The sequence below is a fragment of the Brumimicrobium salinarum genome, from assembly GCF_002844555.1.
Lineage (GTDB): Bacteria > Bacteroidota > Bacteroidia > Flavobacteriales_D > Crocinitomicaceae > Brumimicrobium > Brumimicrobium salinarum.
The window spans coordinates 157,729-183,067 of the sequence record NZ_PJNI01000003.1; the positions used below are offsets into that span (position 1 = coordinate 157,729).

The 25,339-nt window shown below is 33.6% G+C and carries 23 protein-coding genes; 11 read left to right on the forward strand and 12 right to left on the reverse strand.

Translation table 11 applies throughout. From position 1 onward, the window contains the following. The first annotated feature begins 35 nt into the window (after positions 1-35). From CW751_RS04965 to CW751_RS04975, 3 genes are all read left to right on the forward strand, one after another. Positions 36-764, forward strand: coding sequence for an FkbM family methyltransferase (locus CW751_RS04965; RefSeq protein WP_101333892.1), 729 nt, complete (start codon positions 36-38; stop codon positions 762-764). Between the two features lie 83 nt (positions 765-847). Continuing rightward, positions 848-1,420 carry a pentapeptide repeat-containing protein gene (locus CW751_RS04970; protein WP_101333893.1) on the forward strand — a complete coding sequence of 191 codons (573 nt, stop codon included), beginning with the start codon at positions 848-850 and terminating at the stop codon, positions 1,418-1,420. A 188-nt stretch (positions 1,421-1,608) separates the two neighbouring features. After that, complete coding sequence (locus CW751_RS04975) at positions 1,609-2,355, forward strand: ion transporter (protein ID WP_101333987.1); 747 nt, start codon at positions 1,609-1,611, stop codon at positions 2,353-2,355. Positions 2,356-2,467: 112 nt separating this feature from the next. On the opposite strand, the gene CW751_RS04980 is transcribed toward CW751_RS04975, so the two are convergent. Continuing rightward, complete coding sequence (locus CW751_RS04980; protein ID WP_101333894.1) at positions 2,468-2,992, reverse strand: sigma-70 family RNA polymerase sigma factor; 525 nt, start codon at positions 2,990-2,992, stop codon at positions 2,468-2,470. 379 nt (positions 2,993-3,371) lie between these two features. On the opposite strand from CW751_RS04980, the gene CW751_RS04985 reads away from it, so the two are divergent. Then, the gene (locus tag CW751_RS04985; protein ID WP_101333895.1) at positions 3,372-4,010 is read left to right on the forward strand and encodes an HdeD family acid-resistance protein; all 639 of its coding nucleotides are present in this window, start codon (positions 3,372-3,374) and stop codon (positions 4,008-4,010) included. 58 nt (positions 4,011-4,068) lie between these two features. Here the strand turns inward: CW751_RS04985 and CW751_RS04990 are convergent, their stop codons facing one another. Both CW751_RS04990 and CW751_RS04995 read right to left on the reverse strand, forming a co-directional pair. After that, positions 4,069-5,124, reverse strand: coding sequence for a TIGR03032 family protein (locus tag CW751_RS04990; RefSeq protein WP_101333896.1), 1,056 nt, complete (start codon positions 5,122-5,124; stop codon positions 4,069-4,071). Positions 5,125-5,133: 9 nt separating this feature from the next. Further along, the gene (locus tag CW751_RS04995; protein WP_101333897.1) at positions 5,134-5,541 is read right to left on the reverse strand and encodes a hypothetical protein; all 408 of its coding nucleotides are present in this window, start codon (positions 5,539-5,541) and stop codon (positions 5,134-5,136) included. Positions 5,542-5,636: 95 nt separating this feature from the next. Between CW751_RS04995 and cysC the strand changes: the two genes are divergently transcribed. Beyond that, the gene (gene cysC / locus CW751_RS05000) at positions 5,637-6,206 is read left to right on the forward strand and encodes an adenylyl-sulfate kinase (RefSeq protein ID WP_101333898.1); all 570 of its coding nucleotides are present in this window, start codon (positions 5,637-5,639) and stop codon (positions 6,204-6,206) included. Positions 6,207-6,240: 34 nt separating this feature from the next. Here cysC and CW751_RS05005 read toward each other — a convergent pair whose 3' ends face one another. Together CW751_RS05005 and CW751_RS05010 are read right to left on the reverse strand one after the other, a co-directional pair. Further along, positions 6,241-7,419: an oxygenase MpaB family protein gene (locus tag CW751_RS05005; protein ID WP_101333899.1), complete on the reverse strand. Its 1,179-nt coding sequence runs from the start codon at positions 7,417-7,419 to the stop codon at positions 6,241-6,243. 202 nt (positions 7,420-7,621) lie between these two features. After that, on the reverse strand, positions 7,622-8,695 hold the full coding sequence (locus CW751_RS05010) for a cytochrome-c peroxidase (RefSeq protein ID WP_101333988.1): 1,074 nt from the start codon (positions 8,693-8,695) through the stop codon (positions 7,622-7,624). A gap of 435 nt (positions 8,696-9,130) precedes the next feature. Here CW751_RS05010 and CW751_RS05015 point away from each other — a divergent pair, with 435 nt between their 5' ends. Beyond that, complete coding sequence (locus tag CW751_RS05015) at positions 9,131-10,627, forward strand: sodium:proton antiporter (RefSeq protein ID WP_205677781.1); 1,497 nt, start codon at positions 9,131-9,133, stop codon at positions 10,625-10,627. A 315-nt stretch (positions 10,628-10,942) separates the two neighbouring features. Here CW751_RS05015 and accD read toward each other — a convergent pair whose 3' ends face one another. Both accD and fbaA read right to left on the reverse strand, forming a co-directional pair. Further along, entirely contained in the window at positions 10,943-11,788 is an 846-nt protein-coding gene (gene accD, locus CW751_RS05020) for an acetyl-CoA carboxylase, carboxyltransferase subunit beta (protein WP_101333900.1), read from the reverse strand. A gap of 51 nt (positions 11,789-11,839) precedes the next feature. Beyond that, entirely contained in the window at positions 11,840-12,907 is a 1,068-nt protein-coding gene (gene fbaA / locus CW751_RS05025) for a class II fructose-bisphosphate aldolase (protein ID WP_101333901.1), read from the reverse strand. A gap of 368 nt (positions 12,908-13,275) precedes the next feature. Here fbaA and CW751_RS05030 point away from each other — a divergent pair, with 368 nt between their 5' ends. Next, on the forward strand, positions 13,276-15,306 hold the full coding sequence (locus CW751_RS05030; RefSeq protein ID WP_101333902.1) for a S9 family peptidase: 2,031 nt from the start codon (positions 13,276-13,278) through the stop codon (positions 15,304-15,306). Between the two features lie 256 nt (positions 15,307-15,562). Here CW751_RS05030 and metK read toward each other — a convergent pair whose 3' ends face one another. Beyond that, positions 15,563-16,819 (reverse strand): methionine adenosyltransferase, encoded by a 1,257-nt coding sequence (metK, locus tag CW751_RS05035; RefSeq protein WP_101333903.1) that lies wholly within the window; start codon positions 16,817-16,819, stop codon positions 15,563-15,565. A 127-nt stretch (positions 16,820-16,946) separates the two neighbouring features. On the opposite strand from metK, the gene tsaB reads away from it, so the two are divergent. Further along, the gene (gene tsaB / locus CW751_RS05040; RefSeq protein WP_101333904.1) at positions 16,947-17,624 is read left to right on the forward strand and encodes a tRNA (adenosine(37)-N6)-threonylcarbamoyltransferase complex dimerization subunit type 1 TsaB; all 678 of its coding nucleotides are present in this window, start codon (positions 16,947-16,949) and stop codon (positions 17,622-17,624) included. Positions 17,625-17,688: 64 nt separating this feature from the next. Here tsaB and CW751_RS15315 read toward each other — a convergent pair whose 3' ends face one another. From CW751_RS15315 to dnaB, 3 genes are read right to left on the reverse strand one after another with little or no spacing between them, the layout of a single operon-like run. After that, on the reverse strand, positions 17,689-18,141 hold the full coding sequence (locus tag CW751_RS15315; protein ID WP_133122130.1) for a hypothetical protein: 453 nt from the start codon (positions 18,139-18,141) through the stop codon (positions 17,689-17,691). Between the two features lie 5 nt (positions 18,142-18,146). Then, positions 18,147-19,406, reverse strand: coding sequence for an asparagine synthetase B (locus CW751_RS05055; protein ID WP_101333907.1), 1,260 nt, complete (start codon positions 19,404-19,406; stop codon positions 18,147-18,149). Between the two features lie 34 nt (positions 19,407-19,440). After that, positions 19,441-21,018, reverse strand: a complete 1,578-nt coding sequence (gene dnaB, locus CW751_RS05060; protein WP_101333908.1) for a replicative DNA helicase — start codon at positions 21,016-21,018, stop codon at positions 19,441-19,443. A 376-nt stretch (positions 21,019-21,394) separates the two neighbouring features. On the opposite strand from dnaB, the gene mnmD reads away from it, so the two are divergent. From mnmD to CW751_RS05075, 3 genes are all read left to right on the forward strand, one after another. After that, positions 21,395-22,057 carry a tRNA (5-methylaminomethyl-2-thiouridine)(34)-methyltransferase MnmD gene (mnmD, locus tag CW751_RS05065; RefSeq protein WP_101333909.1) on the forward strand — a complete coding sequence of 221 codons (663 nt, stop codon included), beginning with the start codon at positions 21,395-21,397 and terminating at the stop codon, positions 22,055-22,057. An 89-nt stretch (positions 22,058-22,146) separates the two neighbouring features. Further along, a complete protein-coding gene (locus CW751_RS05070) occupies positions 22,147-23,187 on the forward strand; it encodes a tetratricopeptide repeat protein (RefSeq protein ID WP_101333910.1) in 1,041 nt (346 codons plus the stop codon). Between the two features lie 4 nt (positions 23,188-23,191). After that, a complete protein-coding gene (locus CW751_RS05075; RefSeq protein ID WP_101333911.1) occupies positions 23,192-23,785 on the forward strand; it encodes a hypothetical protein in 594 nt (197 codons plus the stop codon). A gap of 111 nt (positions 23,786-23,896) precedes the next feature. On the opposite strand, the gene CW751_RS05080 is transcribed toward CW751_RS05075, so the two are convergent. After that, positions 23,897-25,270 (reverse strand): saccharopine dehydrogenase family protein, encoded by a 1,374-nt coding sequence (locus CW751_RS05080; RefSeq protein WP_101333912.1) that lies wholly within the window; start codon positions 25,268-25,270, stop codon positions 23,897-23,899. Positions 25,271-25,339: the final 69 nt, after the last annotated feature.

A 25,339-nucleotide genomic window follows, 5' to 3' on the forward strand; every position in this document is an offset into this window, starting at 1 on the left:
TAAAAGAAAAAAAGGTTTAAACACAAAGCGGCATAATGATATTAAAAGATATTCTTAGAGAGACACTGATTAATCTGGGTATAGATCTAACAAAAAATTTAGAATACGATCGATTAACTCGAGAAATTCTAAAACGATTTATCAAAACCAATCATAACTGTATTGATATTGGTTGTCATAAAGGTGAAATTTTAGAACTTATTCTTAAATATGCACCAAATGGAAGACATTATGCTTTTGAGCCTATTCCTTATTTATTTAAAGGTCTAAAAGAAAAATTTGACCATAAAGTACGTCTTTTTCCCTATGCATTATCTCATAGAAATGGTATAACTAATTTTCAATTGGTAAAAAATGCACCAGCGTATAGTGGCATAAAAAAACGAAAGTATAACATTAAAAATCCAATCATTGAGGAAATACAAGTTGAATTGAAAACCCTTGATTCGGTTATTCCAGATAAGGAAAATATTCATTTTATTAAAATAGATGTTGAGGGTGGTGAATTTGGTGTATTAAAGGGAGCACAGCAACTATTAGAGAAAAACAAACCTATTATTTTGTTTGAATGTGGTAAGGGTGCAAGCGACTATTACGGAACACATCCTGAGAAGCTACATGAATTCTTAACAAAAACAATTGGTTTATCAGTTTATACTTTAAAGTCATTTATAAAAGAAAGTTCCTCACTAAATACTGAAACATTCGTTCAACATTTCAACACAAATGATGAATATTATTTTGTTGCAGCGCCAGAACAATAAGAAGATTAACACCTTTATCACATCCATTAATTTGCTTTAGGATTTTGCGGGCTTATCTTTGTCTTTTTCAATAAAACAAGCTCATGATCAATTATACGGAAGACAAAATATTCGAGAAACAAGACTTTACAACAGATTCTTTATCAAGAGGAGATTACGAAAATTGTAAATTTATAAACTGTAATTTTGCTAATGGTGAATTAACCAATCTTCGTTTCATTGATTGTGAATTTAAAGATTGTAATCTAAGCGCCACTCAAATTGCAGGTACAGGTTTTCAAGATGTACATTTCTACAATTGTAAGATGTTAGGTTTACAATTTGATGAATGCAGCGATTTTTTATTTAAAGTGCATTTCGACAACTGTCAATTAAGTCATTCTTCATTTTTCAAAAATAAATTAGGAAAAACAGGTTTTATTTCCTCAAACTTAGAAGGTGTAGGATTTACAGATTGTAATTTGACCTCTGCAAATTTTTCCGATTCTGATCTTATGGAAACAATGTTTACAAATTGTAACTTAACCAAGGCAAATTTCAAAAATGCCTTTAATATTTCAATAGATCCAGAAAAAAACAAAATGAAAAACGCTCAATTTTCATCTCAGAATGCATTGGGACTGTTGAGCAAATATGAAATCAAAATTGAAAATTAATTGAGAATTGAGAGTTGAAAATTATGTGCTTTGTGTTTTTAATAATTACAGACTAGCTGATAATAGTTTCTGTTAGAACAGTGGGGAATTCTAAATATCATTAAGACTATCCGAATAATCATTTCTTTTTAATTTAAAAAAATCTACTTTTACAGTCAGTAACACATTGAAGCGATGTACTTATGGGAATGAAGACCAAATTAAGGAAGATAGTTGATGACAATACCACAAAAAAGGGTAAAATCTTTGATTATATCATTCAGTTTTTGATTTATTTGTCGCTCACCGCTTACGCCATTGAAACTTTACCTAACCTTTCGAAGATTACAATTTCGATTTTGTATTGGATAGAAACAGTATGTATTCTATTGTTCACCATTGAATATTTACTGCGTATTTACATCGCTAAGAATTCTTTCAAATACATTTTTAGTTTTTACGGAATTATAGATTTCCTAGCGATTATTCCTTTCTTCCTCACTGCAACATACGATTTAATGGCATTACGTGCATTTAGAATTTTCAGAATCTTTCGTGCCTTTAAACTTATTAGATACAACAAAGCTTTAAACAGATTTAATATCGTTGCAAAGTTAATTCGAGAGGAGGTAATCCTGTTCCTTATTGTGACAGGAATTTTTATTTTCTTAGCTTCTGCTGGAATTTATTACTTTGAAAACAAAGCCCAACCTGAACTTTTCGCTTCAATTTTCCATAGCGGTTGGTGGGCAATTGTAACCTTAACTACAGTTGGCTATGGAGACGTTTATCCAATTACTGTTGGCGGGAAAATCTTTACTTTTTTCATGTTAATGGTGGGAGTTGGTATTGTTACGATTCCTGCTGGTTTGGTGGCAAGTGCGCTAACAAAAGCACGTCAAATGGAAGATGAAGCACTTTTGGAAAAAGAAGAAAAGGAGAAAGAAAATAATTGATAATTGAAAGTTGATAAGTGATAATTTGCTGCTTTATCCATCATTATAAATCGAATGAAGAGTATTTCTCCAAGTCAAGCATAAGAACACTGAATAAGACAATCACTTTTCATCAATCCTGACAAGCTGCGCAGTTGGCCTCGCCTACTAATTTTCCATTTTTGTTATATTTATATTTACAACATTCGTTGAAGCGTTGAGTAAGCATTTCTTTTGCTCTTTTTATTCTTGCTTTAACATTCTCAAGGCTGATTTCTAATTCCTTTGCGGTCTCTTTTTGTTTTTGTCCTTTTATGTAGGTCAACTCTATGACTTGCTTATAAATTTCAGGTAATTCATCGATAAATTTATCAAAACAACAAACTTCTTGAAAGTCTTGAAAGTCATCTGTTGAGCTCTCTTTCAACCTTTCAACAAAGACATTTTCTTGTTTATGATGATCTATTATTTCATTTCTAGCAATTTGAAAAATCCACGCTTTTACTTTCTTTTCGTCTTTTAGTTTCGGCAGATTGGCATGAATCTTTACAAATGTATTCTGGAACACATCATTGGTAAGCGTCTTACTCTTCACTCTTTTTAGAATAAAGAAATAAAGCTCATTTTTGTATTCATTCCAAATCTTTTGTGTTTCCATATATCTAAATATAAAAAAGGTCAGCTAAAAAGCCAACCTTTACTGCCTTAACAACAGCTACATTTTGAACATTCGCATTTTGTGCAAGGACAATTATTTTCTGTGCAGTTCCCACAATTGCATTGCTTACACGCGCAGTCAGTACATTTACAATTATTCATATCTTTTTATTTTTTTGTTTCACTATGTAGACTAGGAAATCTCAAAAAAGATACATTAATTTTGGGTTAATTTATAAAAAGAAAAATAAGTGAACTTTTAATCCATCATGATTCAAATCAGTTTTCACTAAAGCGTCACTTTAAATTGAGCCAAAACACAAAAAATGTATTATCTTAAAGACATAAGGGTAATTTCGCTCTTATTTAAATAATAAAACATGAGTAATCAACATTTAAAAGCTTTAACGAATACCGTAAAGAACTGGTATATTCCACTTATTGTCGGAATTCTATTTATTGGGGCAGGAATTTTCACATTCGCCTCACCTACTTCATCATTTTTAGCTTTATCGCTTCTTTTTAGTACTTCCTTTCTTATTGCTGGATTTTTTGAAGTCGTGTTTTCAATTGCCAATAGAAACAGCATGGACAATTGGGGATGGTCGCTAATTTTTGGATTAGTTACCTTTTTCTTTGGTTTTATAATGACCGTGCAACCAAAATTTTCAATGCTCACTCTTGCGATTTTTGTAGGATTTACCTTATTATTTAGATCGATTGCAGCGATAAGCTTTGCTATTGACATCAAAAATTATGGTGTTAAACAATGGGGATGGTTATTGGCGATTGGAATTCTAGGAATAATATTTTCTACAATTTTGTTAGTTGATCCAGTTTTTGCTGGTGCAACAATCGTCGTTTGGACAGGAATTACTTTAATTATTGTAGGAATATTTAATATTTTCCTTTCTATTCAACTGAATAAAGTTAAAAAATCGACTCAAAAGGTATCTAAAAAACTACGTGATAGATTTGATGATTTCGTAGAAGAAATAAAAGATGAATTAGATGATTAATGAAAATCTTAAAAGAATAAGGAAGAAAAATAAGGGCAGTTAATTAACAAATTTGATTTTATTTTTCTTTTTCTTTTTTCCAAAATACGTTTCTTGGAAAAGTTATGACATTATTGAACTCTTCTTGATTTTCGTTTAATATAACAGGTTTCAAAAAACCATCACATATAGCGAGATCGTATATTTCTTCTATATCTGCTTCATACTCTAAAGTACCAATAATTTGATTTGTTTTTAAATCAAAAATACAGAAACCTGCAAGATTATTGTTATCATCAAAGGTTATACTGCCAAATGTTTTAGATGACTTCCGCAAAGCCGAAAAGGAAACAATAAAGCAATCATCAATCCGTTTTATACCTCTTACAAATCGTTGGAAATTGTAAACTAACTCTGAAATGCCTGTGCGTTTATTTACTTTATTTAATGTACCTCTTCCAGATTCCAAAAAGTAAATAAAATCACCATCATCGATTAGCGAATGTGGCAGTGCAAGGTTTTGAATTAAAACTTCACCTGTAGGCACTTTCATTATGGCTCCCGAATTCATAATATCCTTTCTCCATCCTTCTTTTTCATTGGTCATAGAAAGCATTGAAACATAGGTCGGCATGCCTTCATTCATGATCATACTATTCATGTGACAACGATCTTCAGGCACTAACTCAGTAATAAATGGAGGTTTCCATTTCGGGGTAAAACTATGATTGATATCGAAAACAGAAATACAAGAAAACAAGGTATTAACGCCCCAAAGCAAACCTTTTCCAAATCCTATATCATGGATATCTAGTGTGCTTGTAGAGTACTTTGCTCTTTGTAGATAGACTGTATCAAATTGCTTTTCATTGAGATGTAAAGTATTGACAACTTTTTCCTTATTTGAAAAAAAGAAAATATTATCTAAAGTTGCGATGGCTAATTTATTCCCTTCCAGACTTAAACCCATTGGTTTTTTGAATCCTATGGGTACTTGATGTAAATTCAAACCATCCAAACTACCTAAAATCATTACTCTACCAGCTTGGTAAGTTGAGATTATAAGGCTAATCTTTTTATCAAATAGAAATTTTGCAACTTCGTTATCAAAGTTGATCGGATATTTTTTAAGCATTGAAGACTTTTATTTAGCTTCTAATCTCCATTCTTCATTTGAAATATTACTTTCCATCCAAAGCTCTTTGTTGGTTAAGCGTAAAATTTCAAAAGTCTGTAATTCATTATCAAAAAACAACCTCAGATCTTCTTTATCACTTGAGAATTCCCATTCACCAAAATATCCGTAACTGTAGAATCCATAAGAGTAATTAAAAGAAAAATCGCCACCTTTTTCAAATGACATTTCCAAAGAATATCCTCCAGAAGGAAACATTTGATTGCCTATACGGACAACTTCCCAATCCCCTTTAAGACGATTAGCTTTTGTACGTAAAGAAAATTTTGGACCTTCTTCATATTTAGAGCAGCTCTGAAAGTTTAGAGCAATTATTACTGATGCAGCTAGCAACAAGTTTTTTCTGTTATCGATCATTTCGGTAAGTTTTAATCAAATATAATTAATTTTATATTTGCTTTGCAACATAAATAGAGCCTAAATAGATATTAATTACCCAATTTAGAATAATAATGAATAGCTCGAAACCTTCAAAGACTTCTAAAGATAAGCTGAACAAACGTCCCGTTGTATGGATGACTGGGCTGTCGGGTGCTGGAAAAACGGCAATTGCAAATGCTTTGGCTGAAAAATTAAAGCGAAAACAAATTCCTGTTACGGTATTAGATGGTGATGTTATTCGGACTGGACTCAGCAAAGATTTAACTTTTTCCAATGAAGATAGAATAGAAAATATGAGAAGAATCGCTGAAGTAGCCAAACTTTTTTCAGTTGCTGAGGTTATTCCCATTGTTTCATTTATTTCTCCGTTTAAAAAGGAACGAGAAAATTGTAAAAATACAATTGGAGAAGATCAATTTATTGAGGTATTCATCAGCACTTCTTTACACATTTGCGAAATTAGGGATCCAAAGGGGCTTTATGCGAAAGCCAGAGCTGGAACCATACCGAATTTCACAGGCATCGACTCTCCTTATGAAGAACCTGAAAATCCAGACTTAATTATTTCAACAGAAACACAAACAATTGAAGAAAGCACCTCAATTATATTTAATTATCTGATCAAACAAATGAACGATTAACAGCAATACAATTTATGATATAGACTAACTTGTTTTAGTGTTTTTCTAGATACTGCTTTAAAATATGCTGTTGTATCTTATCCCCTTTTTCAATGAGTTTTTCTCGACTCATCACCTTTTGTCGAACTTTATTTCCCGTTTTTAAAGTATTTGGTATAAATCCAGCATTCCAAACTTTTGGTAACTCTAGTCTTTCAAAGACCTCATCGTCTAACAAAAACTTAGAACTCGATACATGAATATAATTGAGAAAATTACGCTGAAACTGAAATCTAAGCACAGGATTTTCAAGCGATTCATTAACGAGGGATTGCGCCAAAAACACAGAATCTTCATCTGCCGGTGGCTGCACAGATGTCCACCGATAGAAATTCTCTACGGCCTCTTTTGCGTTGTTCGGTAAAGCACCAGCGGGAACTCCCATCAAGTAAGAAATATATTTCCATAAGTGAAAAACACCTAATTCTTCCTTTGGAGTGATTTCATTTCCCAACTTTTTTATTCCGTGAAGCAAAATCAAACTAAAACCATTGGAAGTGGCTGTCATGTCCCATAAGTTAATGGGCTCTCCCATTTCTTTAACATCCCAATTGGGCACATGTTTTTTAATTTGATAACGCGCAAAAGAATGGATCATCCGAGTTTTTATAGCGGATTCATATCCTTTATCATGAATGTTCATTGCGTTTTTTCTCGTTACATTTACCCAAAAATTTAACGTTTCTGATAGCCGTTTAAAAGCACCTTTTCTCAATGCTCCAGTATGAACAAGTGGTTTGTTGAGATAAGCATAATCATAACCGCCCATTAAGGAATAATCTCTTAAGGTAATTAATGCATCTCTGCCAACTCTCATCGAAGTTTCTGCTCCGATATTTAATAAATCTCTATCCAGCCAGTCAGGTGATTTTTCTGTGAACCCAAAAAGTCGCTTCACACTTTCCGGAACATCATTCTGCTTTTCGATTCCTTTTCTAATGCAGTTTTCAAGCCTTTGTGATGCTTGCTGATAAGATTGATTCAAATAGAAATCTTGAATAATCTGATCTCCCAATTCATCTACCTGAAAGTAAAGTTGAGATTGTTCTTCAAATCCATCCAATGAAAGTTTGGCTCCACTCCATTCTTTTAGTTCCCTACCATTTCCTTTCTTCCAATAATTTTGAAAATGCGCTGCGTCTTTAAATCTTGGATAAATACAGAAATGCTCCATGTTTTAAAGATAGTGAATTGTTCATTTGATTCTTCGTCTTTTTACAGTCAAAACTTATAAATATTTATAAAAAACATCTATCTTTTTTAAGCGATAAGCTACTGCACATTACTTTCTGAAAGTATATAAAATTAAAAAAGCTTTCCTGTTAAAACCAAGAAAGCTTTTCATAGACAATATTCAAACTTCTTTTATTTAAGGTCTACTCATTTTCTGGCAAAGCAGTTAAACTTTTCAAAAAGGCAGTAATATCTTTCACTTCTTGATCTGTCAACTCTTCATTAATTTGTAGTTGTCCCATAATTCTAACAGCATCCTCTAACTTCTCTACAGAACCATCATGGAAGTACGGGAAAGTCATTTCTACATTTCTTAATCCTGGTGTCTTAAATTTGTAGCGATCTCGTTCTTCTTGTGTTAAGTCGAATAATCCATGATCGATAATTTCACTTTTAGTTAGTTCCCAGTAATCACCATTTATACCAAACTTTTGCAGCATATTCCCTCCAAAGGCTGGCCCATTGTGGCACGTAATACATTGTTTATCGATAAAAGCTGTTAACCCATCTTTCTCTTGCGAATTTAAGGCATCATTTTCTCCATCTAACCATTTATCAAAACGACTTAAAGGAGTTAATTGACGTTCAAAAGCTCCTATAGCTTTCGTTATGGTTTCAAAAGTAATGGGTTGGGCAGAATCTGGATAAACATTAGCAAACATTTCTTGATATTCCTCAATTCCTCTAATGCGTTCCTCCAAAAACTCTTCGGAAGGAATGTTGTGTTCCACCGGATTCAAAATAGGACCACCAGCTTGCTCTTCAACATCCTTCGCTCTTCCATCCCAAAACTGCATACCGTGAAGATGTGCATAAAAGACAGTAGGAGAATTCCTTGCACCCAACTCATCTGTATCACCCGGAGATAATGGTAAGTTATCAACTCCATAAGTTTTTAAGTTATGACAAGAGTTACAACTAATATTCCCATCCTTTGAGAGTCGGGTGTCCATAAATAATTTTTCACCTAGTTCAATTTTTTCTTCAGGAAATTCTTGTTTAGGCAACGATGAAATAGAAGCAAAATAAATTTCAGCTTTTTCTTTTAGTGCTTTGTCTTCTTTCAAATCCTCACTTGTCTCAGGTTTTTGTGCTAGTTTTTCGGTTTCTCCAACGCTTTTATTTGTACATTGATTAAATAAAACAGCAAAACCACCAATAAATCCAACAAAGGCAATTTTATAAATCAAATTTTCTTTACTTCTTTTTAACTTCATAATATTTGAGAAAAATAATTTACGTAAAATTAACAACTTTTGATTCATTCAATAGATCTTTCAATAACAAACCTCATAATTTAAAACCTTTCTAAGTTAGTTTGAGAATCAGTTAACATCAGAAAAAAATAATCTTACCAAAAAAACAAATCCCTCGTTTTATCGCTTATACTTTTAAAGAAAAAAACATAAAGTTGAATTACTTTCACATCAAAAACAAATATCAACAAAGCATCACGCTACTAAAACACTCATTTTCAAATGTTAATTTTTATCTCTATTTTTTATAAAGGCAGTACAAATGAAAAACAATGATAATATTGATGCTTGAGGGAAACGTTTTTTTTTTAAATCTTGTTATATTTAGGAATTCTGATTTTTGACTTTCAAAATTTAGGACACTTTACTCATAGGATATAAACATAAGAATACCTCATGACAAATACATTTATTATTGCCTTTTGCGTACTCATAATAATGGCTTATATTTTTGATCTAACTACATCAAAAACGAAAATTCCTTCCGTTATCCTTTTACTTATTTTAGGCTGGGGACTGCAACAAATCACAGATATTTTTAACATTAACGTTCCAAATCTAAGTGGTTTACTGCCTATTTTAGGAACGATAGGTTTGATTGTCATTGTTCTTGAAGGGGCATTAGAGTTAGAATTTAACGAATCAAAACTGCCCGTCCTACGGAAATCGATGATTGTGGCGCTTATTCCTATGATGGTACTTGGCTTTTTACTTGCTGGTGCCTTCTTTTATTATCAAACACATTATGGAGACGGAAACGTAGATCCTGACTTTAGGAAAGCATTAATTGGAGCCATTCCGCTAACGGTAATTAGTTCTGCTATAGCTATACCTAGTGCGGTTAATCTTGGAAAGAAAAATAAAGAATTTGTAACTTATGAAAGCAGTTTATCTGACATCTTAGGAGTTTTATTTTTCGATTTTATGTTTAGAAACGCTACCATTGATTTCCATTCATTTTGGGTGTTTTTGCTTCAATTACTTTTAATCGCAGTAGTTTCATTTATAGCAACAATTGGTTTATCCTACTTATTGGCACAAATAAAACATCAAATTAAATTTGTTCCGATTATTATTTTAGTGATTTTAATCTATACGATCTCTAAAATTTATCATCTTCCAGGGCTAATTTTTATAATGTTATTCGGAATGTTTTTGGGCAATTTAGAAGAAATAAAACGCATAAAATTCATGCAGCGTTTTAAATTAAGAAAATTAGAAAATGAGGTTCAAAAATTTCATGAAATCCTTGCTGAAGGTACTTTTCTCGTTCGGGTAATGTTTTTCTTATTATTCGGTTTTTTAATTGACACACAAGAACTATTAGATCTTCAAACATTTTATTGGGCGCTAGGTATTTCAGGATTAATTTTCCTTATTAGGTTTATTCAATTAAAAATATCTGGTTTGCCGGCAATGCCACTAATGTTTATTGCTCCAAGAGGATTAATTACCATTTTATTATTCTTATATATCGATCCGGGAGATAATATCGCAATTGTGAGTGAAACATTAATTACTCAGGTAATACTATTAACTGTTACCATCATGATGATTGGCCTTCTGTTTAATAAAGAAAAGGATGAAACTATTTTTGCTAAAATCAAAGAGAAGATGGCTATGGGACCTAGTGATGCGGAAATTTCTTTTGAAAAAATAGCAAAAGAAGAAATCAAAAAAGACATCAAACAAGAAAAGGCTAAAGAAGCAAAAGACGACCTTGCTGATACTTTACAAGAAGCCAAAGAGGTAATTGACATGAAAATATCGTCTGAAATCACTTCTGAAATAACTGAAAGTAATGAAGATGGTGAAAATGGTGAGGATGAAAATGATAAAAATGACGGGGCAGATGAGCAGGAGGAAAAGAACAAAAACAACGATAAAGAGTAATTTTTCTACTTGACTTTTATTTAGACAGCTTTCCATCTATCAATTTGAAGTTATGGCTGTCAAAATTTGAAAATAAATAACCTTTCTTAAAATGTGGACGAAATCCTTTTTTTCTGTAAAACGTGTATTCAACACTTATCGTTTTTACGCTCAAGCATACACCTTTCGATGTGAATCGTTTGAAGTTAGCATTCTATATATCAAAAACCTCTGTCTTAGCATCCAGGCTAAGTTAATTCTAGAAGTCGAGTCCATGAATAAAAAAAGCTCCACAAGAAAACTTATGGAGCTTAATATATATTGTTTATCTCAAGTTTAGTTTCTAAACATTCTAACTGATTTTGAGACTTCCTCTCTTAAATGATGACGATCTACAATGTAATCTAAAAAACCGTGTTCCAACACGAATTCTGAGCGCTGGAAACCAGAAGGCAGTTCTCTTCCAATGGTTTCTTTAACCACACGAGGACCTGCAAACGCTATTAAAGCTTCTGGCTCAGCAATATTAATATCTCCCAACATTGCAAAAGAAGCCGTTACACCTCCAGTGGTTGGGTCTGTTAAAAATGAAATATACGGTAACTTAGCTTGAGAAAGTTGATTTAACTTAGCACTTACTTTTGCCATCTGCATAAGTGAAAGACCTGCTTCCATCATTCTTGCACCTCCAGATTTTGATATGATCATGAATGAAGCTTTCTTTTTAATAGCCACATCAATTGCCCGCGCTATTTTTTCTCCCATAACAGAACCTAAGGAGCCACCAATAAAACTAAAGTCCATTGCAGCAATTACCAGATCTTCGCCATCTATTTTCCCATGAGCTGTTCTAATAGCATCTGTCAAACCCGTTTTCTTTTGGGTTTGTTTAATTCTATCAACATATTTTTTTGTATCCTCAAATTCTAGCGGATCGCCCGATTTCATTTTTTTGTTTAACTCTTTATACTCAGCGTTATCGAAGAAAAGTTGAAAATACTCCTCGGAACCAATTCGCTCATGAAAACTACATCTTTCACAAACGAAAAAGTTTAAAATATGGTCTTCTGTAGTAACAACTGTCTGACACTTTGGGCATTTATACCAAAGTCCTTCAGGTGTTTCTTTCTTATCCTTTGTGGATGTCTGTATTCCTTCTACTTTTCGTTTAAACCAAACCATTAAATTCTATTTTTAATTACTAAAATAGTGATATTATTTTATTTCTAAAACTTAGAGTGTGTCTATATTATTTAAATCATCGAAAGATTTTGTGAGTCTTTCAACAAAAGCGATCTCTCCTTCTCTAAGCCATTTTCTTGGATCGTAGTACTTTTTATTTGGAAGATCTTCGCCATCTGGATTACCAATTTGTGAATTCAAATATTGATCATATTTATCCATATATGTTTTCACTCCTGTATTGAAAGCATATTGCATATCAGTATCCAAATTCATTTTAATTACGCCGTAACCAATTGCTTCACGAATTTGAGCCACAGAAGATCCTGAACCTCCGTGAAAAACAAAATCTACAGGATTTTTATCTGTTTTATAATTCTTTTCTATATATTCTTGAGAATCCTTTAAGATTTTGGGAGTTAACACAACATTTCCAGGACGATATACACCATGGACGTTTCCAAAAGCAGCAGCAATAGTGAATTTATCACTAATCTTTAACAATTCCTCATACGCATAAGCAACTTCTTCAGGCTGCGTGTAAAGCTTTGAAACATCAACGTCGGTGTTATCTACACCATCCTCTTCACCACCAGTTATACCTAATTCAATCTCTAAAGTCATCCCCATTTTGCTCATTCGCTTCAGGTATTTTTTACAGATTTCAATATTTTCTTCAATTGGCTCTTCAGACAAATCAATCATGTGAGAGCTAAACAAAGGCTTTCCTGTTTTTGCGAATTCTTTCTCGCTTGCATCCAACAGCCCATCAATCCAAGGTAATAGTTTCTTGGCACAATGATCAGTATGCAAAATAACTGTTGCTCCATACAACTCCGCCATTAGGTGAACATGCCTTGCACCTGCAATACTTCCAGCAATTGCCGCTTGATGATTATCATTGGGAAGTCCCTTTCCCGCATTAAAAACACCTCCTCCATTTGAAAATTGGATAATGATTGGCGCATTATTTTTAGCTGCAGTTTCCATACATGCATTCATTGTACTGGAATTCACAACGTTTACAGCAGGTAATGCATAACCGTTTTCTTTAGCGTGTTTAAAAATCTTTTGAACCTCATCACCTGTTGCAACTCCAGGCTTAATTGAATGTGACATAATTCTATTTTTATCTTTTAAGAAAACAAATGTACTAAATATCTTTCACAAGCGGTAAACAATAAAAAGGTTCAATTTAGTTTTTTTAATCCTCAATATTTCGCTAAGACATTGTAAGAAAACGCAAAACCTTTCAACCGAAAATTTTTATAAGTCAAACAACAAAGTTTGAGACGAATAAAAGGTTTTTTCAACATTTACTGTGCTTAAACGAAGATGGTTTTGTTCTATATCTGTTGTAAGTATACTTTGCTCGTATATGTAATGCTTTCTATTTTTATTAATTCCTTAGAAATCTTGAAATAGACATTGCTTTTGAAGTGTAAATCGCTTATTTTTTATAAATTCACTTTTTAAAAATAATAGATATGAAATTAAGATTTTTAGCAGGTAGTTTTTTATTGTTGCTTTCTTCATTTGTTTTTGGACAATCACAAGACTTCACTTCTAATCAACTATGGAAACTCAAAAGAATTAGCGGAGGTACAGTCTCAACTGATCAAAGTAAGATTCTTTATCAATCCTCGACCTTCTCTGTAGATGATAACAATAGTGAAAGCTCCTATTATGTCTATGATATAAAAAAGGACAAACATCAGAAAATTGAAGGAGAAACCGCTGAAATCAAAAATTTAAGATGGATAAAAGATGGGTTAGCAGGTATAAAAATAACAGACAACAAGAAGCAAATTGTAACTATTTCTAAAAAACATGAAGTATTAGGTACATTGCTAACAAAAACTAAAGATCGGTTGCTTGACTTCAAAATAAGCCCTGAAATGAATATCTTAATTACGCTTGAGCGTGTAAAAACAGGCACTTCAATTTCAGATCAATACCCAAAATATAGTGAGGCAAATGTCAAAATTTATGATGATTTAATGTACAAACACTGGGATCATTGGACAGATGAATATAGCGATCAACTTTTTGTTTACAACATCAAAAATGGAAAAGTTAGCGGCGAAGGAACAAATATCTTGGCGGGAACACCTTATGATGGCGTATTGAAACCTTTTGGTGGGCTTGAAGGTGTCACATTTCTAAATGAAGAGCAAATCATTTACACATCCAAGAAAAAAACAGGAAAAGAATATGCTACAAGTACAGATACTGAACTTTATGTCTATACTATAAAAACAAACGAAACTAGCAATTGGACAGAAGCGTATCAAGGATATGATAGAAATCCTGTTGTTCACAAAGCAACTCAGAAACTCGCTTGGCTAAGCATGTCCAATGATGGTTTCGAATCTGATAAAAATGACATTATTGTGCGAGATATAACAACACAAGAAGATCAAAATTTAACAGAGAGTATCGATCTTACAGTAAGCGACTTTATATGGAATAAAGATGGTGATAAGATATTTTTCCTAGCAACCATAGAAGCAACTTATCAGCTTTTTGAACTAGATGTAAAAACTCATGAATACAAGATGATTACATCAGGAGATCACAATTATGGAAGCTTAAGGCTCGCCAACGACAAAATAATAGCGCTGCGTCAGTCTATGCTGCATCCTAATGAATTATTCTCTGTAGATATTGAAAGTGGTAAAGCAACACCAATCACTACAGCCAATACAGAAAAGTTAAAAACTTTTGATGCACCAACAATTGAAAAAAGATGGATAACAACTTCCGATAATAAAAAAATGTTGACGTGGGTTGTTTTACCTCCTAATTTTGATGAAACCAAGAAATACCCTACACTTCTTTATTGCCAAGGCGGACCACAAAGCCCAGTAAGTCAATTTTTTTCCTTCCGATGGAACTTTCGCTTAATGGCTTCAAAAGGATATATTGTTGTAGCTCCAAACAGAAGAGGATTACCCGGTTTTGGTCAAAAGTGGAACGACGCAATTTCAAAAGATTGGGGAGGTCAATCGATACGAGATTACCTATCAGCAATTGACAATGTAAGTAAAGAAGATTATGTAGACACTAAACGTATTGGAGCAGTTGGAGCTTCTTATGGCGGATATTCTGTTTTTTATTTAGCAGGCGTTCATGAAGGACGTTTCAAATCGTTAATAGCTCATGCTGGGTTATTTAATATGACCTCGTGGTATGGAACAACGGAGGAGTTATTTTTTGCCAATTGGGATTTAGGAGGACCTTATTGGGAAGAAGAAAACAAAAAGTCGTATGAAAAGTTTAGTCCGCATAAATTAGTTAACAACTGGGATACACCAATTTTAATAACCCAAGGCGGTAAAGACTTCAGGGTTCCTGAAGGTCAAAGCTTTGAAGCTTTTCAGGTAGCTCAATTAAAAGGAATTCAATCAAAATTGATTTATTTCCCAGAGGAAAATCACTGGATTCTATCTCCGCAAAATGCAATTATCTGGCAAAAAGAATTTTATAAATGGCTGGATGAAACCTTGAAAAATTAGACGTTATTTGTAAGACGTGATGGTTTTATGGATTATGTTTTGTGTTGAAACACACGTATTATTTTTGCGTTGAATGATTTTCTATAAAAAAAACGTTTATTACCAATCGTCAATCAACCCTACAAAACCGTGATGTCGTAACACGACAATCCAATCAAAAAAAACATAATCCCGCCAATTTATTACATTTTAACCCATAAAAAAGCCGAATTTCAAATAAATGAAATTCGGCTTTTCAATTATATAAACCTATTGATTACAATCCAAACTTCGATTTAATTTGGTCGACAAAGTCTAATTTCTCCCATGTAAAAAACTCTACTTCCATTGACTCTTCTCTACCTCCATTTTTAAAGGTTACTTTTCGTGTTTCAGGTTTTCTTCCCATATGCCCGTATGCTGCCGCTGGTCCATAAATAGGATTTCTTAATTTCAAACGCTCTTCAATCGCAGCAGGACGCATATCAAACATTTTAGAGATTTCGCGTGCTATATCTCCATCTGTCATATCTACTTTTGCTGTACCATACGTATTTACATATAATCCCATAGGTTCAGCGACTCCGATAGCGTATGATACCTGAACTAAAACTTCTTCACATAATCCTGCAGCAACCAAGTTTTTCGCTATATGTCGAGTTGCGTAAGCTCCAGAACGGTCAACTTTAGAAGGGTCTTTCCCTGAGAAAGCACCTCCACCATGCGCACCTTTTCCGCCATAAGTATCTACGATAATTTTCCTTCCTGTTAATCCAGAATCTCCGTGTGGACCACCAATAACAAATTTCCCTGTAGGGTTGATATGGTAGGTAATATCACCTTTAAACAGCTCTTCAACCATTGGGTTATTTAACTTCTTGATTAAACGTGGAATTAAAATCTCCCTTACGTCATTTTTAATCTTTTCAAGCATTACCTTTTCATCTGCATCAAACTCGTCATGCTGAGTAGAAAGAACGATTGCATCAATTCTTTGCGGTTTGTTGTCATCGCTATATTCAATTGTCACTTGTGCTTTAGCATCAGGACGTAAATAGGTGATTTCCTTTTCTTCTCTCCTTAATTCGGCTAGCTCCATCAACAGTCTATGCGATAAATCAAGTGCTAAAGGCATGTAATCCTCTGTTTCATTGGTTGCATATCCAAACATCATCCCTTGATCACCTGCACCTTGATCTTCTGGATTCTCTTTATCCACTCCACGATTTATATCTTCAGACTGTTCATGAATTGCAGAAATAACACCACAAGACTTGGCATCAAATTGATATTCACTTTTTGTATACCCTATTTTTTCTATGGTATCACGGGCGATTTTCTGAACATCTAAATAAATATTAGAATTAACCTCACCAGCTAAAACAACGAGTCCTGTTGTAACCATTGTTTCACACGCGACCTTTGAATTTTTGTCAAATGCTAAAAAATGATCTATTAAATTATCGGAAATTTGATCCGCTACTTTATCTGGATGTCCTTCTGATACTGATTCGGACGTAAATAAATATGACATGATTTTTGTTTTTCTTATTTCGAACCATCAAAAATAGTAATACTTCACTAAAAGACTCCAAATTTTATGAGAATTAAATGAGATTCGTTAAAAAATTGTATTCTTGCAAACTGAAACATTTAGGAAAATGGCAAGATTTTTACATATAGAAACTTCAACCAAGGTATGCTCTGTTGCATTATCTGAAAACGGAAAACTTGTTGATTCAATGGAGGCCTCATCTGATAAATATATTCATGCTGAACGCTTAACTGTTTTTATCGAAAAGATTATTGAAAACAATAACTGGAAGTTACCAAAAATCGACGCCATTGTAGTCACACGGGGTCCAGGCTCTTATACAGGTTTGCGCATCGGAGTATCAACTGCAAAAGGCTTATGTTACGCTCTCAATAAACCCTTAATATCTGTTGACACCTTGGAAAGCATTGCACAATTAGCCAGTACTAAACACCCCAACACCAATATTTGCGCTATGATAGATGCGCGAAGAATGGAGGTTTTCTCAACTATTTTCAATTCGCGTTTTAACGTTATCAAACCTCTCTCTGCTGATGTTTTAGAAGAAAACACCTATCAAGAATTCTTACCTATGGTCGTAGTTGGAGATGGAGCGAGTAAAACAAAAGAAATTTGGAAGAATAGAGAATTAACCCTTGACGAATCCATTTCTTCAAGTGCAAAAGGACAAATTGAATTAGCTTTTAAAAAATATCAAGCAAATGAATTTGAAGACGTAGCGTACTTTGAACCACAATATTTAAAGGACTTTGTGGTAACACCGTCAAAGAAAAAATTGCTATAACCTTAAGAAGGGAGCTTCTAGCAGATGATTTGATTGTGTTTTACGGTGAAAGCAATTAGTGCTTCTAATTATGAATAGCAGGTCTTAACCTTAAAAACCCAGCAATTGCAAAACCGATAACTAAAGTGAAATCGGCGCAATGATAAATCCAAAATTGGTCTTCTAACAACATGATACTTGCTTGTTGTTCAATTGTATGGACAACATAGTATAGATGAATAGCCCATCCAGGGAAAAACGCAAATACACTAGCTACAATAAAGGAATTAAAAGCCTGTCCTTTTTCTTCTGCCGTAGACTTTTCACTTTTATTTAAGGTAGATAACATGGCGATGGTAACTACAAATAAAACTAGATACATCAGCTTTAAAAAGGCAGGACGTATGTACTCAAAAGGATGGTCTACAATAGCAGATATAATTTGTGCTGAAGTTTTATCAATCGTAAACAAAAACACACCAAAAACAAGCGTAAGAACGAGACCTAGTCGATACTCTTTTTTTAATAGAAAGCTCAAAATTACTATGTTTTACGTTTTTTCTTTTTAGCAGCTGGAAAAAGAACATTATTTAAGATAAGTCTATATCCAGGTGAATTTGGGTGTAAACTTAAATCCGTATGCGGGTCGCCCACTCTATGTTGATAATCCTCTGGATCGTGACCACCATAAAAAGTCCATGTACCATTTCCTAATTCACCATGTAAATACTTAACAGTTTCAATACCTTTTGATTCTCCCATAATGGTAACAGATGGCTTTATGTAATCCTTTACAAAATCCGTTGTTTGTCCATAGAAATTTTTAATAATTGACGTGTGATTTTGTGTTAACATAGTAGGTACAACATCCCATTTTGCTGAAAACTCAAACAAAGTAAAAATGTCGTCCTTCTCGCTGATACGCCTATGCCGGTTCGTTCCATCAATTGTTGAGTATTCATACTCCATAGGATTTTCAATAATCTCGTAATTCTCAAAAGCGAGTGCATTCTCGAAATCAAGTTTAGATTTATAGTTAGGATCTATGCCGTCTCCATCAAACATGTGCTCTACAATATCTGTCTGATGAGCTGCAAGTGCGATATCAAAACTATCCGTACCGCTACACATAGTAAACAAGAAGCCACCAACAAAAACATAATTCTTTATTGCAGTAGCAACGGCTAACTTCATATCAGATACCTTATCAAATCCTAAACTTTTCGCACTAGCCTCTAATTTTTGAACTTGTTCTTTATACCACGGGGCATTTCGATAGGCAGCATAGAACTTGCCATACTGTCCTGTAAAATCTTCATGGTGCAAATGCAGCCAGTCATATTCTTTCAATCCACCTGCAATAACAGTACTGTCGTAAACTTTATCATAAGGAATTTCAGCGTACTCCATAACCAAAGTTACTGCATCATCCCAAGGCTGCTTCCCTCCTGGTGTATAAACGGCTATTTTTGGTGCAACCTCAAGCTGAACCACTTCTTGATTTATTTCAGGCGATCCAATCTTTCGTTTAATTGTATTCACTTGACCATCAGCTACAATCTCATAGCTCACTCCTCTAATTACAAGTTCATTTTCGAGTGCACTTAAATGAGGCATTAAAAAGGATCCTCCGCGATGATTTAAAAGCCATTCCATTACCACTCCGTTTTCCAGCGCGAAATAAGCTATTCCATAAGCTTTCAAATGATTGGTCTGACTATCGTCCATTGGAACAAGGATTTGCGCAGCATTTAGTTGCACAGTTAAAAAAACACAGGATAATAGGGTTAAAAAATATCTCATTCTCCTAATTTAAAAAGAAATTTTATCATAACAATTAAAAAGGTGTATCACTATCTCCTCCACTTGATAAATCAAACTCATCATCGTCATCTATATCGTCCATTCGACTAGATTTAATCATGAAACTCTCCGCCTCAGAAGTATCAAAGTCACTTCCTGTTGGCATAGCACCCAATTGTGGAATATCTTCGTCACCTCCAAAAGAATCTACATTATCAAACTTGGCATATTTTCCAATAAATTTAAGTCGAACTGTATCGGTAGAACCGTTCCTGTGTTTGGCAATAATAATATCACCCATTCCTTGAGTAGGTCCTTTTTCGTCTTCCAACAAACCATAATACTCTGCTCGATAAATAAAAGAAACAATATCTGCATCTTGCTCAATTGCACCCGACTCTCTCAAATCGGAAAGGATAGGTCGTTTGTCTCCTCCTCTTTGCTCAACCGATCGACTTAATTGAGACAAGGCAATGACAGGAACATTCAATTCTTTTGCAATTTCCTTTATGGATCGAGAGATTTGAGAAATTTCCTGCTCTCTATTTCCACCTCCTTTATTTGTTCCCGCGGTCATCAGCTGAAGATAATCAATAATGATGACTTCGATATTGTGTTTCTGCTTGAGTCTTCTACATTTAGCACGTAATTCAAAGATAGAAATACCTGGAGTATCATCAATAAAAATAGGAGCTTTTGAAAGACGAGATATTTTACTGTGAATCATTTGAAATTCGTGATCCTCTATATTTCCTTTTCTTAATTTTTCTGCATCAATTTGTGCCTCAGAAGAGATTAAACGTTTCACTAATTGAACACTCGACATCTCAAGAGAGAAAATAGCAACTCCCATATTATAATCAACCGCAGTATTTCTAGCCATGGAAAGTACAAATGCTGTTTTTCCCATTGCAGGTCGGGCGGCAATAACAATCATATCAGACCGTTGCCAACCAGATGTCATTCGATCTAAATCTTTAAATCCTGTTGGAATTCCAGAAACTCCATCACTATTACCACGCGCATTTTCTATCTCTTCAATAGCGCCTTTCATTGCAGTTTGCATCGTATCATAACTCTTTTTCATGTTATTTTGAGCAATAGCAAATAAATCCTCCTCTGCTTTTGAGAGCACACTAAAAACATCTTTTGTTTCATCGTATGCTTCTTTTAGAATCTCGCTAGAAATACCTATAATTTCTCGCTGAATATATTTTTCAATTATAATTCGTGCATGGTGTTCAACATGGGCTGCAGAAGCTACTTTATTAGTTAAAGTTGATAAATAATAGGCTCCACCTGCAAGTTCTAGGCTACCCATTTTTCGCAATTGTTCTGAAACGGTCAATAAATCAATTGGCGTTGTCGTTTCATAAAGCTCCTTCATCGCCTCAAAAATCGCTTGATGTTTAGGATCATAAAAAGCGTCCTTTGTACGTAAAATATCAATTACGTTGTTCATCGCTCCACCATCAATCATCATCGCTCCCAAAACAGCCTGCTCTAAATCAATAGCTTGAGGTGGTACACGACCGATATCTGATGGGTTTTTCCCACCGCGATTACTTCTACTTACGGCAAACTTGCCTTCCTTTTTATCTTGCTTCTCCATGTTGCAAATATATTCAAAACGATTTCGATTTTAGACTTTATCTGAAGCATCTTCTCATAATGTTCAAAACTCTATTTTAGTGGATAACTTTTATATGCTTAAAACCTTAATTGTTGTTTTGTTCCGCTGTTTTTTATTTAAAATAGTAGAATAGTTTTAAACAAACAGATTTTATGAAAATTTGATGAAGATATAAAAAAAGATAAATGATTTTCTTTAAGACTAAAGAACCCTTTTTTTAAATTCTGGGGCATGCAGACCTTCAAGTAAATCAAAAAGGGGAAAAGCAAAGTTACAAAGCAGAACAACACATTCTATTTGGCTTTCTTCGCCCATGAATGTTATACATTGATTAACTTTACGTCAAATAAGTGATATGAAAAGAGAAATAATAGCAACAAAAGATGGCTCTAACACCATACATTTACCTTCTCTCAACGAAAGTTACCATTCTACACATGGTGCTATTCAAGAAGCTAAACACGTTTTTCTTAAGAGCGGACTTGATCAGGTCAAAAAAGATCAATGTTCTATTTTAGAAATAGGTTTTGGAACTGGTCTCAATGCAATACTCACCTATATTTCAGCTAACAAAAAAAGAATATCCATCAACTACACAGGATTGGAAGCCTTTCCGGTTTCAACAAAAGAGTTGAAAAGCTTAGCGTATTCGAAGATTGAAGAAATAAAAAACTACAAAAATCAATACGAAGCCCTTCATCAAACGTCTTGGGATGAATCTCATGAAATTTCTTCATTTTTTAATTTAGAGAAAAAACACCGAGATCTAAAGGACTTTTCACCTAGGGAATCAACTTATAATTTAATCTATTTTGACGCTTTTGGTCCACGTGTGCAACCTGAAATGTGGAGCTTAGAAAATTTAACGAAAATGTATAAAAGCTTAAAAAAAGAAGGAATATTCGTCACCTACTGTGCCAAAGGTGAAGTAAGACGAAACCTAATGAAAGTAGGGTTTAACGTTGAAAAAATACCAGGACCTCCGGGCAAGCGAGAAATGCTCCGTGGTGTAAAATAGGTGTTTTATTTATTGTTAAGAACCAATGCAACACCACAAAACCTTTGGAATTACTTATCTTTGTGTCTAAAAATAAAAAAAGAAGCTTTATGATTAAATATATTTTCTCAATCGTGATTTTAGTGCTTTTGGTAGCTTGTGAAACAGAGGAGCCTCAAAATGAACAGTTTTTTGATACAGAAGAAGAAAACAATGATGTAGCATCTCTAAAAAGTATTTCGAAACGCTTAGAAAAAGAACCTAACAATATTAAATTATGGATAGAAAAGGGAGAGCTTTGCAAAGACAATCTTGATTACGATTGCGCATTAGATGCTGGAGCAAAAGCATACCGTTTAGATTCTAGTAACATTGATGCAAGACAATTATACGCTTGGACATTAATCAATAAACCGGATGCGCCCATCTCTGACATCGAACGTGCACAAAAACATTATAAATACATTCTTTCTTTGTCTCCGAACAATCCCAAAACACTTGTAGATTTAGCCAATACATTTGCATTAACTGGTGATATGAAAACTGCAATTAAATATATAAATGACGCTTTAAGAATTGATGAACGTTATCGCGATGGATATGTATTAAAAGGTTCTATTTACAAGACTTTAGACAAAAAAAAATTGGCACTTTCTAGCTATCAGACAGCTGTTCAATTAGACCCCGATTTCTTTATGGGGCACCTCAACACAGGTTGGTTGCTGACTGATATGGAAGATCACAAATTAGCGTTAGAATACTATGAAAATGCAACAGATTTAAAGCCGAACAACTTAAACGCCATTTACGGTGTAGCCAAAAGTTTACAAGATTTAGAAAAATATGATGAAGCCCTTATTCATTATCGAAAATTAGAAAAATTAAAGCCCGCTTTCCACATTACCTATTTCAATGAAGGATATATAAAACATCACTATCAAAAGCAATTAGACAGTGCCACCTTCTTTTACAGTAAAGCACTAGATTATAATCCTGAATATGTTCCTGCATGGTATCAAATAGGAAAGGTATACGAAGCACAAGGTAGAAAAACCGAAGCAGCAAACGCCTATTCGGAAGCCGTTAAAATTGATAAAAACTTTACTCCTGCGATTGAAGCAGCCGAAGCATTAAATTTATTTGAACAATGATCTGATGCGCCGTTTAAAACTCATAAATGCAATAAGCGAAGCAATTATCCCCATACTTGGTGTACTCTTTTTTGAGTGGGGTATTTACTTCATTTTACTGTTTTACTTTATTGATTTAATTGTTTCTGAAGCCTTTATTTATCTTAAAGTAGATAAAATCATAGCTTTTCAACGGATAAAATTTCCTTTTAAAATTAGATATGGTAGATTAATATTCAATACACTTTTGATGTGTGTTTTAATCCTGCTTGCACACATTGCGCTTTACTTTATAGTACCTAGCATTAATTTTTATCAAGAGTTCGTGGATTTCATCAATTATGTTGAGGTTGGAATTCCTATCCCTCAAGGCTACATTTTACTTCCCTTGGTGATTTTAGGAAACTTTCAACAGTATAAAGTCGGGTTTATTAAAACCAACTCTTACAAATTCCTTTCTTGGAAGAATGTTGTTTACTCAAGAAGAAAAGCGCTTTTAATTGGAATGATCGGTGGAATGATCGCAATAACATTTGCTTTCTTTTTGACTATACCAGCTTCAATTTATATCTTTTTAATAATCACTGTTAAATTTTACATTGACGCCTACATGACCTAAACAGTTAAAAATATTGCGATCTTCAAAAATAAAAAATCCTTTCAATTTAATTATACGCTAATCTAACGTAAACAAACTGAAAGGATCTTTTCTTAAAGTTAATAATCTAATCTATTTCCATGTCTGCTCTTCATTATACAAGCGTGGAGGATGAATTTGTTTTTCAGTAAATTTAATTCCATACTCCTCCAATTCCTTTAGAATAGGCGCATATACCTCTTTACTTGTTGGAATAAGCACCCCTTTCGTTTGTATCGTTTCGTTAAGAATTTTCTTCACACATATTCCTAATGGTAAACCAACTGTATTACTCATTGAAGTAAATGTTTGGTCCTCCCCAATATTCACCATTTCTGATGTAATTTCTTTTAATTCACCTTTTAGTTTATAAACAAATTTATGATACATCACAATCATATCTTTGTCATCTGGTTGTAAAGCCCATTTTTCCTCTAATATTTTTTGCAACATTTGAGCAGGAGTCGCATTTTTGAGACCAATTTTCTTTTCTCCGTCAAAAATTCCCAGCCAGACTAACTTATCCCAGAGTGAATCATCAAGGTCGATTTTTGCGTAATGTCGTAATTTAAGCTCAACAGAATCGCTATGATTGTAAGGTAAAAATGCATTAATGAAATCGCGGTTTGTCATATTCTCACTACCTTCTAAAACGTAAGAATCATCTGTTATACCCAATTGAACAAACACATCCCAAGCTCGAGAGAAACCAACCCTACGCAAGGTTCCTCTGTAAATAGTAGGGATTTCTTCTAAACCATATAACGACCTATACATTAAAGAATTTCGATTAGCATATCCTTCAAATCTTCCAAAATCCTCCAAATCTATAATTTCAGTTCTTCTGAATAATTTGTTGTAAGGAATATACTTATATTTTCCTTCTTGAATAAATTGTGCTGCTCCGCCTTGCCCAGCTAAAACAACATTTCTTGGGTTCCAAGTAAATTTATAATTCCAAGGATTATCGTCACTTTCAGGAGCGACTAGCCCCCCTGTAAAAGATTCAAAAATTTTCATTTCACCACCCGCATCACGTATTTCATCGATAACACGCATTGCACTCATATGATCAATTCCAGGATCTACTCCTATTTCATTCATTATAGTTATCCCAGCAGCCTTTGCTTCTTCATTTAACGCTTTCATTTCTGGAGAAACATAAGAAGGTGTAATCAAGTTCTTTTTTAGAGCAATACAATCTTTTGCTACATCAACATGAAAACGTGCGGGCAGCATACTAATTATGATATCGGCTTTTTCAATCTCAGGCTTTCTTTCATCTGGATCTAATGCATTAAAAACTTTTGCCTCGGCAGATTTTGAACCATTGATTTTCTTCTCAATCTCAATTTGATTCTGATCAACGATGGTAAGAAACCATTGCTCTTTTTCTGCATTTTGTAATAAATAACGTATTAGTGAGGAAGATGACAACCCTGCTCCTAATATTAGAATATTTTTCATTGTTTGTATTTTTTTGATTGCGAGACTGTTCTCATATCATCGAAATTTTAGATGGATTCATTCCTCACA